The sequence below is a fragment of the Halorussus aquaticus genome, from assembly GCF_024218795.1.
Taxonomy (GTDB): domain Archaea; phylum Halobacteriota; class Halobacteria; order Halobacteriales; family Haladaptataceae; genus Halorussus; species Halorussus aquaticus.
In genome coordinates this window covers 1662252-1679365 of sequence record NZ_CP100400.1, presented here as the reverse complement: position 1 = coordinate 1679365, position 17114 = coordinate 1662252, and the positions used below count along the sequence as shown (strand labels likewise).

The 17114-nt window shown below is 67.1% G+C and carries 20 protein-coding genes; 13 read left to right on the top strand and 7 right to left on the bottom strand.

What is annotated here, in order from left to right; all coding sequences use genetic code 11:
* Nucleotides 1–566 precede the first annotated feature (566 nt).
* The 10 genes from truD (at nucleotide 567) to NGM06_RS08600 (ending at nucleotide 6496) form a co-directional block, all read left to right on the top strand.
* Nucleotides 567–1904 (top strand): tRNA pseudouridine(13) synthase TruD, encoded by a 1338-nt coding sequence (gene truD / locus NGM06_RS08645; protein ID WP_254269882.1) that lies wholly within the window; start codon nucleotides 567–569, stop codon nucleotides 1902–1904.
* 87 nt (nucleotides 1905–1991) lie between these two features.
* The gene (locus NGM06_RS08640; RefSeq protein ID WP_254269881.1) at nucleotides 1992–2378 is read left to right on the top strand and encodes a zinc ribbon domain-containing protein; all 387 of its coding nucleotides are present in this window, start codon (nucleotides 1992–1994) and stop codon (nucleotides 2376–2378) included.
* Nucleotides 2379–2519: 141 nt separating this feature from the next.
* Entirely contained in the window at nucleotides 2520–3254 is a 735-nt protein-coding gene (locus NGM06_RS08635; RefSeq protein WP_254269880.1) for a DUF2103 domain-containing protein, read from the top strand.
* A gap of 200 nt (nucleotides 3255–3454) precedes the next feature.
* Nucleotides 3455–3625 (top strand): DUF8015 family protein, encoded by a 171-nt coding sequence (locus NGM06_RS08630; RefSeq protein ID WP_254269879.1) that lies wholly within the window; start codon nucleotides 3455–3457, stop codon nucleotides 3623–3625.
* Nucleotides 3626–3700: 75 nt separating this feature from the next.
* Nucleotides 3701–3982 carry a 50S ribosomal protein L37ae gene (locus tag NGM06_RS08625; protein WP_163522374.1) on the top strand — a complete coding sequence of 94 codons (282 nt, stop codon included), beginning with the start codon at nucleotides 3701–3703 and terminating at the stop codon, nucleotides 3980–3982.
* On the top strand, nucleotides 3979–4113 hold the full coding sequence (locus tag NGM06_RS08620) for a DNA-directed RNA polymerase subunit P (protein WP_135827932.1): 135 nt from the start codon (nucleotides 3979–3981) through the stop codon (nucleotides 4111–4113). Before NGM06_RS08625 ends, NGM06_RS08620 begins: the two co-directional genes overlap by 4 nt.
* Before the next feature lie 18 nt (nucleotides 4114–4131).
* On the top strand, nucleotides 4132–4443 hold the full coding sequence (locus tag NGM06_RS08615; protein ID WP_368410466.1) for a KEOPS complex subunit Pcc1: 312 nt from the start codon (nucleotides 4132–4134) through the stop codon (nucleotides 4441–4443).
* Nucleotides 4444–4595: 152 nt separating this feature from the next.
* On the top strand, nucleotides 4596–4991 hold the full coding sequence (locus tag NGM06_RS08610) for a prefoldin subunit beta (RefSeq protein ID WP_254269878.1): 396 nt from the start codon (nucleotides 4596–4598) through the stop codon (nucleotides 4989–4991).
* The gene (locus NGM06_RS08605) at nucleotides 4992–5234 is read left to right on the top strand and encodes a DUF3194 domain-containing protein (RefSeq protein ID WP_163522377.1); all 243 of its coding nucleotides are present in this window, start codon (nucleotides 4992–4994) and stop codon (nucleotides 5232–5234) included.
* A gap of 332 nt (nucleotides 5235–5566) precedes the next feature.
* Entirely contained in the window at nucleotides 5567–6496 is a 930-nt protein-coding gene (locus NGM06_RS08600; RefSeq protein WP_254269877.1) for a diacylglycerol/lipid kinase family protein, read from the top strand.
* 66 nt (nucleotides 6497–6562) lie between these two features.
* Here NGM06_RS08600 and NGM06_RS08595 read toward each other — a convergent pair whose 3' ends face one another.
* From NGM06_RS08595 to NGM06_RS08580, 4 genes are all read right to left on the bottom strand, one after another.
* Nucleotides 6563–7057 (bottom strand): hypothetical protein, encoded by a 495-nt coding sequence (locus NGM06_RS08595; protein ID WP_254269876.1) that lies wholly within the window; start codon nucleotides 7055–7057, stop codon nucleotides 6563–6565.
* A 169-nt stretch (nucleotides 7058–7226) separates the two neighbouring features.
* Nucleotides 7227–9152, bottom strand: coding sequence for a DUF2070 family protein (locus NGM06_RS08590; RefSeq protein ID WP_254269875.1), 1926 nt, complete (start codon nucleotides 9150–9152; stop codon nucleotides 7227–7229).
* A gap of 105 nt (nucleotides 9153–9257) precedes the next feature.
* Nucleotides 9258–9584 (bottom strand): putative quinol monooxygenase, encoded by a 327-nt coding sequence (locus NGM06_RS08585; protein ID WP_254269874.1) that lies wholly within the window; start codon nucleotides 9582–9584, stop codon nucleotides 9258–9260.
* Between the two features lie 75 nt (nucleotides 9585–9659).
* Entirely contained in the window at nucleotides 9660–10208 is a 549-nt protein-coding gene (locus NGM06_RS08580) for a GMP synthase subunit A (RefSeq protein ID WP_254269873.1), read from the bottom strand.
* 206 nt (nucleotides 10209–10414) lie between these two features.
* Here NGM06_RS08580 and NGM06_RS08575 point away from each other — a divergent pair, with 206 nt between their 5' ends.
* Both NGM06_RS08575 and NGM06_RS08570 read left to right on the top strand, forming a co-directional pair.
* A complete protein-coding gene (locus tag NGM06_RS08575) occupies nucleotides 10415–11665 on the top strand; it encodes an ABC transporter substrate-binding protein (protein WP_254269872.1) in 1251 nt (416 codons plus the stop codon).
* A complete protein-coding gene (locus NGM06_RS08570) occupies nucleotides 11658–14096 on the top strand; it encodes a methyl-accepting chemotaxis protein (protein WP_254269871.1) in 2439 nt (812 codons plus the stop codon). Before NGM06_RS08575 ends, NGM06_RS08570 begins: the two co-directional genes overlap by 8 nt.
* Before the next feature lie 22 nt (nucleotides 14097–14118).
* Here the strand turns inward: NGM06_RS08570 and NGM06_RS08565 are convergent, their stop codons facing one another.
* The 3 genes from NGM06_RS08565 to NGM06_RS08555 are packed head-to-tail and all read right to left on the bottom strand — an operon-like array spanning nucleotide 14119 to nucleotide 15832.
* Complete coding sequence (locus NGM06_RS08565; protein WP_254269870.1) at nucleotides 14119–14568, bottom strand: VOC family protein; 450 nt, start codon at nucleotides 14566–14568, stop codon at nucleotides 14119–14121.
* A gap of 38 nt (nucleotides 14569–14606) precedes the next feature.
* Nucleotides 14607–15152, bottom strand: a complete 546-nt coding sequence (locus NGM06_RS08560) for a hypothetical protein (protein WP_254269869.1) — start codon at nucleotides 15150–15152, stop codon at nucleotides 14607–14609.
* Between the two features lie 53 nt (nucleotides 15153–15205).
* Nucleotides 15206–15832, bottom strand: a complete 627-nt coding sequence (locus NGM06_RS08555) for a DUF7097 family protein (protein WP_254269868.1) — start codon at nucleotides 15830–15832, stop codon at nucleotides 15206–15208.
* A gap of 134 nt (nucleotides 15833–15966) precedes the next feature.
* Here NGM06_RS08555 and NGM06_RS08550 point away from each other — a divergent pair, with 134 nt between their 5' ends.
* On the top strand, nucleotides 15967–17043 hold the full coding sequence (locus tag NGM06_RS08550) for a succinylglutamate desuccinylase/aspartoacylase family protein (RefSeq protein ID WP_254269867.1): 1077 nt from the start codon (nucleotides 15967–15969) through the stop codon (nucleotides 17041–17043).
* Nucleotides 17044–17114: the final 71 nt, after the last annotated feature.

The following is a 17114-nucleotide window of genomic DNA, read 5'->3' as shown; positions in this document are numbered from 1 at the left end:
AGTTCGGTGTGTCGTAGATAGCGGATACCCGCGGCGTGAAGGTGGTTTAGAAAGCCCCCGCGTGCTCGCAGTCGCTCGCCGACATATCCTCGGCTCACTGACGTTCGCCTCGGATAGGGGTCGCCGAGACGACCACGGGCCGGAGGCCTGCGAGCACGCGGCCCCTTTCAGTCCACCCCGTGTGGTCCGGTGAATCAGTCGTCGCTCGGGGGATGGTTCACTACTGGCGCGTGCAGGCGCGGCCTTCGTGCCGCGCCAAACCGCGCGAGGGACGAGGACCGCAGCGAAGCGAGGACCGCAGGCGGTTGGGGAGGTTCGAGGTCTGCGGTCACGTTGCGGTGGGCTGGATAAAGGGGCCGCCCGGTCGCGCAACGTTTAGTCGTCTCAGCGACCCCTATCCGGAGAGAACGGAGTGAGCGGAGGATATGTCGCTGAGCGACCGCGACCGGGTGGGGGCTTTCGGGGACACGGAAGGCGTCTCGTCCGTCTAGAAACCATCACTCCGTCCGACGCTTACTCGTCGCAGGAAGTCAGATACAAGCGCCCCGACCACCAAGCACGGTCGAATGCGCGAGGCGTACCCAGTCGAGCGGGCGGTCGGCATCGAACACTTCGTCAGCGAGAGCGACGGCACCGGCGGCCGTCTCCGGGCGTCGCCGGAGGATTTCCGGGTTCGGGAGGTCGAGCGGTTCGACACCGAACCGGCCGACGCCGACCCCGCGGCGTACCCCCACCTCGTGGTCCGGGCGACCCTCCGGGAGTGGGACACCAACGACTTCGCCAAGCGCCTCTCGGACGCGCTGGGAATCAGCCGCGAGCGCGTCTCGTGGGCCGGAACCAAGGACAAGTACGCCGTCACGACCCAGTTGTTCACCCTCCGGAAGGTGGACCCGTCGGACCTCGCGGACGTGTCCATCTACGAGGCAGACATCGAGGTGCTGGGCCGGGCGGGACGCGGACTGGAGTTCGGCGATCTCGCGGGCAACGAGTTCGAAATCGCGGTCCGGGACGCCGAGAACCCGGACAACGCCGAGCCGGTGCGCGACGAACTGGTCGAGTGGTCGGGGAGTCCGCTCGGGGTTCCGAACTTCTTCGGCCAGCAGCGGTTCGGCAGTCGGCGGCCCGTCACCCACGACGTGGGTCTCCACGTCGTCCGCGGCGAGTGGGAGGAGGCGGTCCGCGCCTACGTCGCCAACCCCTACGAGACCGAACCCGAGGGGAGTCAGCGCGCCCGCCGGGAGGCCGCCGACGCCTTCGAGGAGCGCGACTGGCAGGCCGCGCTCGACGCCGTCCCCGCGCGGCTCGGCTTCGAGCGCGCGATGGCCAATCAGTTGGTCGAGTCCGGCGGCGACCGCCCCGAGGACTTCCGGGCGGCGCTCGAAGCCGTGCCCTCGAACCTCCAGCGCCTGTTCGTCAACGCCGCCCAGTCGTACGCCTACAACGAGATACTGAGCGAGCGACTGGAGCGAGGGCTTCCGTTCGACCGGCCGGTCGCGGGCGACGTGGCCTGCTTCGCCGAGGAGGTGGACGGCGTGACCCTGCCGGACCCCGACCGCGAACAGCGAGTCACCGAGCGCCGCGTCGAGACGGTCACGCGCCACTGCGAGCGCGGCCGGGCATTCGTGACCGCTCCGCTCGTGGGGACCGAGACCGAACTCGCCGACGGGGAACCCGGCGAAATCGAGCGCGAGGTGCTGGACGAGTTGGACCTCGAACCCGCGGACTTCGACCTCCCCGGGGAGTTCCACTCGACCGGGACGCGGCGGGCGATTCTGGTCCGGACCGACCTCGAAATCGACCGCGAGGACGAGGACGCGGTGGGCTTCGACTTCACGCTCCCGAAGGGGTCGTACGCCACGGTGGTGCTCCGGGAGTTCATGAAGAACGACCCCGCCGAGGAGTAGCGCAGCGGTTCTCCGACACGAGACGGGCGACTTTCCGTCGGCCGAGGCCTCAAACCATATCCCCGAAGCCGTCGTACCCGATTGGAGATGAGCTACGCCAACAGGAGCGAGCGCCTCCAGCGACGGATAGACGACGCCATCGCCGACGGGTGGCGAATCGAGTCCGAGACGCCCGAGCGCGTCGTCCTCGTCAAGCGCAACCTCGGGAGCCTCGGCGTCCACTTGATTCTGGCAATCCTGACGGGATGGTGGTCGTTCGGCCTCGTCAACCTCGTCTACGGCGGGTACAAGTATCTCAACGACTCCCGGCGGCAGGTCCTCCGCGAGGGCACGGCCTGCCCCGAGTGCGGTGCGTCGGTCGCACCGGACGCGAGTTACTGTCAGAACTGCGGTACCGAACTCCCCGCGACCGGCGTCGAGACCACGGGAGCGACCGCGTCGGTGACGGAGACGGACACCACAGAGCGAGAGTAGACGACGGAGAACTGACGATTGGGCGACCGATCGAACCGGCAACCGCGAGACGGTCCCGTGGAGTGACGACCGTCACCGGGAGACGCGAATCTGCCGGTCGAAAGCACGGAGATTAAACCCGCACCCGAGTTAGGTCCGACCATGGAGTGTCGGCACTGCGGCTCCGCCCTCGAACGACCGGGCGACTACTGTCTGGTCTGTCGGGCACCGAACGCCGACGCCGTGGTGCTGGAACTCGCCCGCGACCGCGCGACGCTGACGATGCTCGACGACGAGGAGGTCGTCGGCGAGACGCACGTGACGACCACGCCGGAGGACGGCGGCGAGGAGGGCGTGGTCGAACTCCGCAACTTCGCGGGCCGGGTCGCCGACGAGGTCCGGCGCAAGCGCCCCGAGGAGGTGTACGCCGCGGGCGACCGAGACGTCCTCCGGGCGACCCGCGACCAACTCCACTACTCGTTCTATCGCGTGAGCAACGGGACCGACGACGACGAGAGTCCCGTCGAGACCGTCCTCGCGCGCCGGGGCGACCGCGCGCTGGAGGTCGTCGAGACCGCTCCGGCCGAGAAGTTGGGCGGGAGTCACTCGACGCTCATCGGCAACCGGGCGGGTCGGACCGCCATCCAGACCGTCGCGGGCCACCCGCACGTCAAGAAGATCATCCCCGGTCCCATCGACGCGGGCGGGTCGGGCAGTCGAACCGGGGTGCGCGCGAAGGCGACCCGCGCCGACGAGAACGGGAACGTCCGCCTGCTCCTGCGTGACGGGTCGTCCGTGCAGGAGAACCGGGTCGTCACTACCGCGATGGACCGCGAGCGCGGCGAGCAGGTGCGCGCCGACCTCAACGACGCGCTCGCCGAGGCCGACCTGCAGTAGGCCGACGGTGTCTGCAACAGGTCGAGACCGACCGGCAGTAGGCCGAGGCGACGCGGGAGTCCTCGGTGCAATCGCCGCGGCCGGTACTTTTGTCCCGGACTTTTCCGTTCCGAGTCTCGGGTCCGACCAACGACGCGACTCGACGGGGCCGATTCGAAGCCCCAAGCTTCTTGACCCTCGTAATTATATCTAATTACGCAATGGTCAGCCACTACGACGCGGTCCTCGCGTTGATACCGCTGCTCTCCGGGGGAGGGTTTCTGGTGGGCCAACTCACCGGGTTGCCGGGCGCTATCGCCGGGATGGTGGTCTCGCTCGCGGTCATCGGTCACGAGTTGTTCAACCCGCCGTGGCGCGACGACGAGGAGTGACAGACGGTCGCGTCCTCGCGCGACCGGCCCGAACTCAAAGGCTTTATCAGCGCCCCGGAGTAAATTCGCAGTACTATGGCCGACCGAACCAAGAGTCGAACCGGCAGTGCCGGTCGATTCGGGGCGCGATACGGGCGTGTCGCCCGCAAGCGCGTCGCCGAGATAGAGAGCGACATGAACGACGACCACACCTGCCCCGAGTGCGGTACCGACGACGTGGACCGGCAGGGAACTGGAATCTGGCAGTGCGGCAAGTGCGGCTACAAGTACGCCGGTGGCACCTACCGTCCCGAGACGCCCGCCGGTCGGACGGTCAAACGCTCCATCCGGGCCGCTCTCGGCGAAGACGAAGAATGAGCTACAAGTGTTCGCGGTGTAAGCGCGACGTGGAACTCGACGAGTACGGCGGCGTTCGGTGTCCCTACTGCGGCCACCGCGTCCTCCTGAAAGAGCGGAGCCGCGACGTGAAGGAAGTCGGCGTGCGGTAACTGCCGTCTCACTATTCTATGGGCGACCCAATCGTAGGCAGAGACGACCGACCCCGAGACGCGCCGCCGTCGAGCGACGGGTCTCGCCGACCGCACGACGCGACGCTCAGATTCGAGTACGAGTCGCCTGCGCGTGCCCGCGCAGTGGCCCGCGCTGTCGCGCAGGAGGTCGGCGAAATCGACGGCGACCGCTCGGCCGCGACCGTGGAACGCGACGCCGAGTCGGTCGTCGTCCGCGTCGTCGCCGACGACCTCGTGGCGCTGCGCGCGGGGTGCAACACGTGGGGGTCGCTGGTCGAAGTCGCCGAGCGAACGTCCGGACTGGCGTAGGTCGAGTGTCGCCCCTCGCGGCCCGAACTGCAGTCCGCGTTCGTGAGTCGGGCGGTCCGTCTCCACGCCCAGCGGCGACGCGACCGAACCGCGGCGAGGCGGACGAGAACCGAAAGCGGGGGTTTTTCTGTCCGGGCCGCATCTCCGTAGGTATGCAGGGTAATCTGCCACCGGAAGCGCAGGAGAAGCTCGAAGAGCTGCAGGACCTTCAGGAGACCGCACAGCAGGTCGCCGTCCAGAAGAACCAGGCCGAGACGCAACTGACCGAGGCCCAGAACGCTCTCGACGAACTCGAAGACATCGACGAGGACACCACGATGTACCGAGAGGTCGGTGAACTGTTCGTCAAGACCGACTTCGACGAGGCTCAGGACGACCTCGAAGAGAAGGTCGACAGTCTCGAAATCCGCGTCGAGACCCTCGAGAAGCAGGAAGAGCGCGTTCAGGAGCAGTTCGAGAGCCTCCAGTCGGAGCTTCAGGACATGCTCGGTGGCGGCCCCGGCGGTCCCCAGGGTCCGGGCATGGGCGGCGGTCCCGGCGGCGCATAGATGCCGAGTGACGACGAAGTCGTCCAGACGGCCGCCGAAGCCGCCGAAGGCCTGATATTATCTCGGCTTTCGAACTCGGCGGTCAAGGACCTCGACGTGACCGTCTCGTTCGAGGACGGTGTCCTCGACGTGGACGTGTACCTCAACGCGCCGGACGCGGCCGACGAGGAGAAAATCGCCGAGGACGCCGCACTCGCGGCCCGGTCGGCCGTGGACGAGTTGTTCGCCGAAGACGAGGACTGACTTCGTTCTCACCGACTCGCAGTTCTACGCAGTGACCCTCCCCCGATAGTGGGAGGTGCGACGGCCGTCGGCTATCGGTCGCCGCGTCAGACACCACAAGACATATCATCGGTGCCCGAATTGCGATGAAACACCGCGGGTAGGGGTACCTTGCGGTGTTCTTTCGACGCCAACTCCGGAGTCGAATCGCCCGACAGGACTCCGCCGAGCGACCGACGAACGCGCCGCGTTTCGCGCGTCGCAGAACCGAGATGCTGGCCTCGGGCGGCGGCCGACCGTACGCCCGAGTCTCCGGCCCCGGACATTTAGGCGACTGGCGCGTACGTAGGGATATGGTCCGCCAATCGGAGGACGGGCAGAGGGGGTCGCGCCGACTGATTCTGAATCCGACGAGCGGCGGCGGCACGGACGCCGAGCGCGTCCGGCGACTCGCCGACGAGCGGGAGTTCTCAGTCGTGCAGACGGAACGCGCGGGCGACGGCATCGACCTCGCCGAGCAGGCCGCCGCCGACGGCGTCGAGGTACTCGCGGTCTGCGGCGGCGACGGGACACTCCACGAGGTCGTACAGGGATTGGACCGGGCCGAGGCCCTCGACGCGGTGACGCTGTGCGTCGTGCCCGCCGGGACCGAGAACTTCCTCGCTCGGAACCTCGGCATCGAGTCGCTCGAAGCCGGGTTCGAGGTGGCCGACCGCGGCGAGACCCGGCGACTCGACCTTGGCGTGGCGGGCGACGAACCGTTCGTGCTGTCGGCCATCGCTGGCCTGCCCGCCGACGCGAGCGCCGCGGCGACCCACGAGCGCAAGGAAAGCCTCGGTCCGGTCGCGTTCGTCGTGTCGGGCATCGAGGAGGCGCTGGAGTTCGACGGTCTCCGGGCGGAGATAGACGCCGTGGGCGACGACGGAACCGAGACCGAGTGGTCGGGCGAGGCCGAGGCCATCCTCGTCGGCAACGTCCGGAAGTTCGCCGGGGAGGGCGGGCAGGCCGACGCCGAGGACGGACTGCTGGAGGTGACCGTCATCGAACAGCTACGCGCCCGCGAGGCGGTCGTGGAGTACCTCGAACAGCGCGTCCTCGAACGCGACACCCCGCACGTCACCGAACTGCACGCCGGACGACTCGTCTTCGAGAGCCTCGACGGAGAACCGGTCACCTTCAGTCTCGACGGCGAGATTCGGGAGTTCGAGCGCGTGACGCTCTCGGTTCGCCCGGGCGCGCTCAGGGTGAAGGTCGGCGAGGGGTACGAGCCGAATCCGGAGTAGCGTCGCGGCCGTGGCCCGCCCGACTCTCGACCCGACCGAATCCGTGACGGGGCGTCCCAGGGAGCGCTACGCTTGCGACGACGGCGGTGTCACCCCGTCGCCTTCCTCTCCGGGCGTTCGCAATCTCCACGCCGCGATACCGGCACCCACGAGCAGTAGTCCGCCACCGGCGACCAGAAACGGCTCTGCACCGAGGATGATCACCACAGTCTCTCCCTCGTAGCTGGGAGCCGGAGGCGAGAACTCTCGATAGAGCGGTCTGCTCCGCGACTGGAACCAGTGGAACACCGCTCGGAGCGGGTAGAACAGGACGATACTGCCCATCGCGACCGGAACGCTCGCCAGCCGTTTCCACCGAGCCGCGCCGACGGTACCGACGACGCCGACGGCCCCCAACTGAACGAGCAGCACTTCTTCGTGATTCAGGTCTCCGCCCCACCCGGACGTGATGGTCCCCTCGTACCCCGGCGCAATGTGGACCAATCCCTGATACACGCCGATTACGACGGCCAAACACCCCGTAACGGCCATCGCCACCGGAACGATTCGACGAGTTTTCATGGATGGAACTGTCGTAACTAACTGTTAAATATTGTTCCACGTTCGTACCGACCGGCGCAACGCTCCGAGTTACAGTACAGGCGGTCCGCCCCTCGTATCACCATCCTGAATCGCACCAGTCCTATCGACGGGGAAACGGTTTCGACGAAGAGTCAGAACCGAATCCGACTCACGACGCCGCGATGAAGAAGATGAGCAGACTGATGGCCATCGCAGCCATGACGACGGTCGCCGCCAGCGCCGCGCCCATCGAGATGACCGCGTTCGCGTGGCTGGCGAGCGTCTCGGTGCGGTCGTTGCCGAACACCGTCACCTCCGCGCGCTCGCTGGCCATGCCCGCCTCGACCGATTCGAGGTCGTCGGCCGCCTCGCCGACGAGGCGGTCCACGACCGCGACGAGGTCGTCGGCGTCGATGGCCTCGCCGACCTGATTCGAGGCCTCGACCTGATTCACGATGTGGGTGTCGGTGGTCATCACCTCGGCCACGTCGGCGGCGGGAATCGCCGCGCCGTCGGCCGCCACCGCCTCCGCGTCGCCGGTCGCCGTCTCGCCAGTGAGTCGGTCCACGATGCGGTCGCGCAGGCCGGGTTCCATGTTGTTGCCGTCCACGAGGACGTACGCGGTGCGGTGGTCGCCGATTTCGAGGAGCGAGACGCGAACGCCGAGCGGACCGATGCCGTCCAGCGGTTCCCAGTCGGTCTCGTCCCACGCGACGCCCAGTCTGATGGGTGCCTGCTCGGCGTCGGCGAGTCGGTCGCCCGCATCGCCCGCCGCCTGCATCATGTCGAACGAGCGCTCGCTCCCGGGGTAGACGTGGCCGAGGTCCGGTCCCTCCAGTCCGTTGTTGCAGTTGTGAGCGTCCACGAGCATCACGTCCTCCACGCCCGCCGACCGGGCCTCCGCCGCGGCCGAGAGACCGACCGCGTACTCCACGTCGTCGGCGAACTCCGGCGAGTAGGTCGCCACCAGCAGGGCGTCGTCGCCGAACGCCTGTCCGACTATCTTGGCGTCGCCCTCTTGGACGCGGACCGACGACGTCGCCGTCTCGTGGTACTCGATGTTGTCGAAGGCGTCGTTCGCGGTCTCGATGAGTTCGTCCACCTCGTTCTCGGTGACGAGGTTGAAGTCGTGGCCCGCGGTGGCATGCGGTGGGAAGGCGACGCCCTCGGCCGACTCGGCGACGCGCCGAGGGAGGTTGCCGCCGCCGATTTCGCCCATCGGACCGGGGTGTATCATCGGCAGGACGAACCGGGCCTTCTCCGACCCGTCCTCGCGGCGGAACGCGAGGACCGAGACGGGCACTACCGCCTCCTCGCCGATGTCCTGGAAGAAGCCTTCGAGTTCGTTCGTTCCCTCCGCGATGTGGCCGATGAACCCGCGGATGAAGTCGAGGACGCTCACGCCGAGACTCCGCTTCCACGGGCGGTCGATGAACTGGACGAACGCCCAGACCGCGAAGCCGTAGATGAGACACATCACCGCGAGCAGGGCGAAGTCCTGAGCCTCGATGACGTTCAGCGCCCGCGGCGCTTCCTCGACGCGGTTGAAGAACACCTCGACGACCGGGCCGCCGCCGACGTGGAGGTACTTCATCGTCCCGCTGTAGATGAAGAACAGCAGGGCGGCCGTGCCGGTTTGAAGGCTGGCGGGGACCGCGGCCACGACGACCGACCGGCCCGAGACAGCCATCACGACCAGCAGGCGTAGCGCGAACACCGAGGCCAGACCGACGATGAGCGTGTCGAAGACGAACTGCTGGCCGAGGCTCGCCGACAGGGCGGCGACCGCTCCCGCGCCCGCCATGATGGCGACGATGATGCCCTCGCAGGTCAGGGCCAGCAGCGACGACCGGTTGTAGGTCAACTGACCGCCCAGACGGCGGTCCACCGGCGTCGTCAGCAGACTCGCCACGACGGTCGGCACTCCGATGAAGAACACGCCCTGCCACGCGTCCTCCAGCACGAATCCCGCGTCGAACGCGCCGACGCCCGCGACGGCGGCGATGAGGAGCGCGAACGTCACGCTAGCGTACCACCGCGGCGCGCGGAAGATGTACCGCGAGAGACTAGCGAGGTCGCCCTGCGTCGCTGTCATACTCGGGAGTTTCGTCGCCGAAGGATAAAAGGTACTACTCCCGGACGACGGGAGACGGCCGTCCGGCGATTCGCTCGCGTTGGTCCGGGCGTCCGCGTTCCCGACTCAGTCGTCGGCGCCCGCGTTCGGGTCGAAGGCCTCGTCCACGACGAACTGCGTGACGTCGAGGTCCTCGACGCCGCCGTCGAGGAACTCCGGAAGCGCCGCGGCCCACTCGCGGTAGTGGTCGGTCCGTTGGTGGGCGTCGAGCGCCGCCTCGTCCTCGTACCGCTCGAAGAACCGCACCACGTTCGGATCGGAGACGTCCGTCGTCGCCGCGTAGTCGAGGACGCCGTCCTCGGCCCGCGTGCCTTCGGCGAGTTCTCGAACGCGTTCGAGCGCCTCCTCGCGTCGGTTCGGGTCGATAGGGACCACAGCGTGAACGACTATCATCGCTGTTCGTGTCACGTACGAGAGACAAAAGTATTGCGTCGGCGGTCGGAGACGGCGCGGGAATCGGTACGCGGCTTACTCGCAGACGGCGCGGAAGTTCTCGAACACTTCCTCGCCCTCCTCGGTGTGGGCCACCTCGGGGTGCCACTGGACGCCGTAGAGGTCCCGGTCGGCGTCGGCCATCGCTTCGACGCCGCACACGTCGCTGGTCGCGGTTCTGGTGAACCCGTCCGGCACGTCCTTGACCTCGTCGGCGTGACTGGCCCAGACGCGGGTCTCGGGCGCGAGCGACCCGACGAGCGGGTCCTCGTCGTCCAGAATTTCGACCGTCACGTCGGCGTAGCCGCCGTACTCGCCCTCGCCGACTCGGCCGTCCAGTTCGTCGGCGATTATCTGCATGCCGAGACAGATGCCCAGAACCGGCACGCCGAGTTCGAGGTAGTCGGCGCAGTTGCCGATGTCGTCGATGTCGGGGCCGCCCGAGAGGACGAGTCCGTCGGCGTCGATGTCCTCCGGCGGCGTCGTGTTGTCGATGATTTCGGTCTCGACGCCCATGTCGCGCAGTGCCCGGTGTTCGAGGTGCGTGAACTGCCCGTGGTTGTCCACCACGACGATACGAGTCATTGACGAATCGTAGTTAACAGCCCTACTAAAGGAGTTCGAAGACGCGAAGTCTTCCGGCGGGTGCCGACCGATGCTCTCCAGACTGACAGATACGATATCAAATATATGCTTCGGGACCTTTATTCTACCAGTCAGTTATTCGTTTCCTAATTATTTAGCTGCCGGACCGGAATATATATAACTGTAATTTTTAAAGTAGGTCAGCAATGCACTCGAACTACTCCCGGCGGTCCTACCTCGCGCGAAGCGGCGTCGCTCTCGCCGGGGTCGGGTCGCTCTCCGGTTGCCTCGGAACGCTCCGGGGCGGCCGAGGAACCGTCACGTTCGGATCTATCCTCCCGACTTCGATGGACGGACTGCTCGGAGAACTCGGGACGGCGCACACCAAGGCCGTCGAACAGGCCGTCGCAGACGTTCGAGAGGCGGGCGGACCGCTGGATAGCGACGTCGAACTGCGTACGCACGACAGCAAGGTGGACGGCGAGACGGCGGTGGGCGGGTGCGAGAAACTCGTCTCGGCGGGTGCCGTCGGATTCGTCGGCGCGCTGGTGAGCGACGTGTCGCTCGTCCTCGCGGACTTCGTGAGCGAGAACGACATCGTGCAGGTGAGTCCGTCCAGCACGACGCCGACGCTGGCCGCTCGCGGCTACAACGACGACGTCAAGTTCGCGGGTCGGACCGCGCCCAACGACATCCAGCAGGCGTTCGTGATGGCGAAGGCGCTCAACGACGACAAACACGTCGGGGCCGACGACGTGGCGATTCTCTATCTCAACAACGCGTTCGGGAACAGTCTGGCCCAAGAAGTCGCCGCCGCGTTCGACGGAAAGGTGACCGACCAAGTCACCTTCGAGGCCGGGAAAGACTCGTACGACGACACCATCGCGCAGGTCACCGGTGACGACCCGGACGCCATCGCGGTCGTGAGTTCGCCCGGGAGTACGAAGGGCGTCCTCCAGCGGGGCGTCGAGAGCGGTTACGAGGGCGACTGGGTGCTGAGCGCGGGACTCATCCCGGAGGCCCCGCCGCGATACTTCGAGGGACTGTACGGGGCGACGATGGCGTCCCAGCGCTCGACCGGTGCCCAGAAGTTGGCCCAGAAACTCGGCGACATCGCACCGCTCCCGCCGTACACGCAGCACGCCTACGACGCGCTGTTCCTGCAGGCGCTCGCGGTCGAACGCGCGGGCGAGGCGACGCCGAAGGCGGTCGCAAAGAACCTCCGGGCGGTGTCTGGCGGCCGCGGCCACACGGTCACGGTCGGCGAGTTCGGCCGGGCGAAGCAACTGCTCGACGCCGGACGCGAGATCAACTACGAGGGCGCGTCGAGCAGCGTGGACCTGAACGAGAACCTCGAACCGCTCAATCCGTACGTCATCCAGCGGGTGCGAGGCGGGACGGTCAGGGAACTCGAACTCGTGAAGACGTCGTTCTTCGAGGAGGCCACCGATGAGTAAGAGCGGCGTGCGCGGCCGACTCGGGAGCGCAGTTAGCTGGCTCGAACGACGGTTGCCGAAGCGGATTCGGGGGAGCTACGCGGCCAAGTTCAACGTCGTGTTGCTCCTCGTGGTCGTTCTGGTCGGTTCCATCGGGGCGTTCATCCACTTCGACACCCAGCGCATCGTGGAGGACGACACCGAGGCCGAGATAACCGGCATCGCCCACGAGGAGGCCGACGCCGTGCGCAGTTGGGTGGAGAAGAAGAAATCGACGACCGGATTCATCGCGGCGTCGGTCGATTCCAGCGACGAGGAGGCCGTCGGAACCCTGCTGGAGCAACGACTCGTCCAACTCCCCGGCGACGTGCAGTCGATTCACTACCTCGACCCGTCGAGCGGCACGGTCATCGAGAGTACCGACGACCAGAAGGTCGGGAAGACCATCACCGACGGCCAGACCCCGTGGGCCGGAAATCTCAGTGACGTGTCGGACGGGACCGTCAGCGTGTCCGCGCCGTACGAGGGGAAGTCCGGACCGGTCGTGGCGTTCGTCACCCCCGTCGGCGACGCCCGCGCGCTCGTTCTCACCGCGTCGCTACAGAAGCGGTCGCTCGGGTTCAACTCGCCAATCGCGACCGGGGACGTCAAAGTGGTCAACTCCGAGGGCACCATCGTCCTCGACAACCGCAACGCGAACCTGCTGGACCAGTACAGCGCCGACGGGAAGCTGCCCGACGCGGTGGCGGCCGGGTTCGAGGGGAGTACCACCTTCCGGACCGTCTCGGCCCAGACCGGGATGGCCGACGGCGAGTACGTGATGGCCACGACGCCGGTCGTCGGGACCGACTGGGTCCTCACGTACCACGTCCCGAAACAGCAGGCCTACGCGCTCCAGACGCAGGTGACGCGTAACATCGGCGGGCTGTTGGTCGTGATGCTCGTCGGACTGGGACTGGTCGCGGTCACTATCGGCCGACGGACCGCGACGTCCCTCGACATGCTCGCGGCGAAGGCCGACGCCATCGCGCACGGCGAACTCGACGTCGAACTCCCCGACTCGGACCGCGACGACGAGATGGGGTCGCTGTTCGACTCGTTCATCGCGATGCGGGCGTACCTGAACACGGTGGCCGACCAAGCGGGCGCGCTCGCCGACCAGAACTTCGACGACCCGGTCCTCGACGAGGACGTGCCGGGGACGTTCGGCGAGGCGCTCGACCGGATGGGCGAGGACCTCGAAACGATGGTCACCGACATCGAACGCGCCCGCGACGAGGCCGAGGGCGCGAAACAGGAGGCCGAGGCGCTCAGCGAGTCGCTGGTCCGGAAGGCCAACGAGTTCGGCGACGTGATGGAGACGGCCGCCGACGGCGACCTCACCCAGCGGATGGACACCGACGGCGAGAGCGAGGCGATGGACCAGATAGCCGTCGAGTTCAACGAGATGATGGCCGAACTCGAAACCACCGTGGAGGACGTCCGCGACTTCGCCGAGAATGTGGCCAGCGCGAGCGAGGAGGTCACCGCCCGGACCGCGGACATCGAGGACACCAGCCAGCAGGTCAGCGAGGCCAGCCAACAGCTATCTGAGGGGGCGCGCGAACAGCAGGAGAGCCTCGACACCACGTCCAGCGAGATAAGCACCCTCTCGGCGACCATCGAGGAGGTCGCCGCCTCGGCCAACGAGGTCACGGAGGCGGCCGAGAGTACGCAATCGCTCGGCGAGGACGGCCGCGAGGCCGCCCGAGAGGCCATCGAGACGATGAACAGAATCGAGTCCGAGACCGAGGACACCGTCGAACAGATAGACGGTCTCCAGTCCGAGATGGAGCAGATAGGCGAGATAGTGGACCTCATCCGCGACATCGCCGACCAGACCAACCTGCTCGCGCTCAACGCCAACATCGAGGCGGCGGCCGCCGACGGGTCGAGCGACGGGTTCGAGGTCGTCGCCAACGAGATAAAGGCGCTCGCCCAGGAGTCCAAGGACGCCGTCGAGGACATCGAGGACCAGATAGCGGAGATTCGGGGCGAGACCGACGAGGCGGTCGCCGACATCCGGGAGACCCAGAGTCAGGTCTCGTCCGGCGTCGAGACGGTCAACGAGGCCCAGCAGTCTCTCGAATCCATCGTCGAGAACGTCGAGGAGACGGCGGTCGGCATCCAGCAGATAAACTCCGCCACCGACGAGCAGGCCGCCTCGACCGAGGAAGTCGTGAGCATGATGGACGAGGTGACTCGCCTCAGCGAGCAGTCGGCCGACGAGGCCGAGGAAGTCGCCATGGCGACCGAAGAGCAGTCGGCGGCGGTGTCGGAAGTCACCGAGAGCGCCGACCACCTCGCGCGGCAGGCCGACGAACTGATGGAGATGCTCGAGGACTTCCGCGTGGACCGAGACGCCGACGACCTCGGCGAGCGTGACGCGGTGACGGTGTCCCGGACGGAGTAGCCGCGGTCCGACCGACTCGTTCTCACTCGGCGTCCGAGCGTTCGACCGACGGGTCGAACGGTTCGTTCTCGCCGCGCCACTCCGAGCGGTCGTTCGCCTCGCGAGTGTCCAGATACACCTCCAGACCGTTCCCGTCCGGGTCGTCGAAGTAGAGCGCTTCGCTGATGCCGTGGTCCACGGACGCGACTTCGACGCCGCGTTCGCGGAGACGCCGGTCGGTCTCGCGGAGCGCTTGCGCGTCCTCGACCTCGAACGCGGCGTGGTACAGTCCGACGCCCCGACCGGGGCCGGGAGCGTCGGGGCCGAGACCCTGCAGCGCCACGTCGTGGTGCTTGTCGCCCCACGAGAGGAAGACGTAGTTGCCGACGCGCTCGTTCACGTCGAGACCCAGTACGTCGCGGTAGAACTCCACGGCCCGGTCCACGTCGCGGACCTTCAGGTGGACGTGGCCGAGTTCGGTAGCGTGGCTCATACGGATTCGTTAGCGCGACGGTGCCAATAACCTGCGGGTCAGGCCCCACTGCCGTCTTCCTCGTCGCCGTCGAGTTCCTCCACCGCGATATCGAGGAAGTTGGCGAGGTCGGTGACGAGTTCGTGGGTCTGAAGTCGGTAGAAGTCGCCGCCTCCGCACGGTTCGCCGCCGACGACGCGGTAGAGCGACCGCGGCGGCACGCGCTCGCCCGCGAACGCCGCCGTGTCCTCGAAGCCACCGATGGAGTTCGGGTCGCCGCCGAAGAACCCCTCCGTCTCCGTCGGGTCGATGACGGTGGCGTCGTAAGATATCCACTGGCTGTCGGCAGATTCGGGCACCTCCGGGAAGCAGGCGTCCGGCGGGCGGAAGCCGGGCTGGTTCGGTTCGGAGACCAACACGACCCGATTAACGAAATCGGCGTCCAACAGGTCCACTCGGGGAACGACCATCCTGACGTACCGCACTCCGCCGCCCTGCCCACCGCCGCCGTCCTGTGCGGCGACGCCCCCGGCCAGTCCGGCGACTCCGAACGACGCCGCGCCAGCGCGACGGAGAAACCTGCGTCTGTCGAGTTGCTCGTCCATGGCACCGAAATCAGGGCCGCGACGTCAATAATCGTTGTTGCCGCGTGGTCCGGTCACTCGTCGTCGAGGTCGAACCGGTCGGCCGCCGACTCGAAACTGGCCTCGGACTGCTCGCGCGACCGGCGGCCCTCCTTCTCGGCGATTGCCTCCGGGTCGGGGTTCACGTCGTCGTCGATGCGCGCCCACGACTTGTGGACCTTGGCGTGACACCACCGACAGAGGTACACCGTAATCTCGTGGCCGATGGTCTCGCCGCCGCCCGCGTACGAGAGGTGGTGTTCCTCCAGTAGCGGTCGCTCCTCGGAGTGGGCCATCCGGCGCTCTTCGAGACCGCACCGCACGCACTCGCGGTCCCGGTTCCGACACCGGAAGTGGGGACACGACTCCCAGTCCCAGTCGCCGCTCCCGGAGACACCGTCAGAGTAACCCTCTTCCGAGCCTCCGGTCGCTTCGCTCCCGGAGACACCGCTCGCTTTCGAGGCGCACGACGCCTCGCTGTCGGGGTCGGCGACGGGACACCGCAGGTCGTCGCGCCTGCGTTCGCGGGCGAACTCCGGGTCCTGCTCGGGGTTCTCAAAGGCGTACCGGCACTTGCCCTCGTCGGTGAGGTGGTCGCAGACCCCGGCGTGGTCGTAGGGGTCGTCCACGCCGACGGGGGTTCCGGAGGGCGTCTCCTTCATGCCTCGTCACTGCCTCGGGCGGCGTCGAATAAAAACGGTCGGGCTACCGGTCCGGGAGCGGCGCGACGAGGTCGCTCGCAAGCGATACACCCAACACGGTCGAGTCGTCCCCTTCTCTCGGAGTTTCAACTTTCATGTCCGAGAACGAACGACCCGAACCGTTCACGTACGACGGGGAAGTCCCGCCCGGCGAGACGCGCCACCTTCGATACGAAGTCGGAGAGACCTACCTCGGCGACCCCGTCGAGGTTCCGATAACCATAATCAACGGTACCGAGGCGGGGCCGAACGTGTTTCTCACGGCCGCGATTCACGGCGACGAACTCAACGGCGTGAAGGTGGTTCAGGAGGTCGCGGACCGCTACGACCCCGACGACCTCCACGGCACGCTGGTCTGTCTTCACGTCGTGAACGTGCCCGGCTATCTCGCCCAACAGCGCGACATCCCCATCTACGACCAGGACATCAACCGCTCGTTCCCGGGGAAAGAGCGGAGTAACACGGCCGAGCGCATGGCGAACAAAATCTATTGCCGGTTCGTCAGTCAGTGCGACTTGGGCATCGACTTCCACACTTCGACGCGCAACCGGACGACGATGTACCACATCCGCGCGGACGTCTCGAACCCGGCGGTGGACCGACTGGCCCGCGCCTTCAACGCGAACGTCATCCTCGACGGAGAAGGCGAGGCGACGTCGCTCCGGTCGGTCGCCACCGGCGACGGCATCCCGACCATCACGGTGGAGATGGGCAAGGCCCACCGCTTTCAGCGGCCCCTCATCGACAAGGCGGTCGAAGGGGTGAACAACGTCCTCGCCGAGTACGACGTTCTCCCGGACGAGTCCGCAACCGAGGCGAAGTGGCACAAGGTGCTGGGCGGTGAACAGGAGAAACGCTGGTTGCGCGCCGAGACCGGCGGACTCGTCGAGATGGAGTGGGGACCGTATCCGCTCGTCCACGAGGGCGACACCATCTGTACGGTTACCGACCACTTCAAGCGGGAGGAACACGCGGTAACGGCCCCGTTCACCGGCATCATCGTCGGCGTACTGGAGAACCCGGTGGCGTTACCCGGCCACCCGCTCTGTCACCTCGCGCGAATCGACCGCGAGACCCACGCCGAGATAGAGACCGAAATCGAACGGGGCGAGTTCGACGGCTACCGAACGCTCGGTCTCGGCGAGATGGCCGACGGCGAGCAGACGGAGTGACGACGCGAATCGAAATCGCGGACCTGCCCTCGTCGAACACGGTGCTCTCGGTGAGCGGAAGCGTCCGGCCA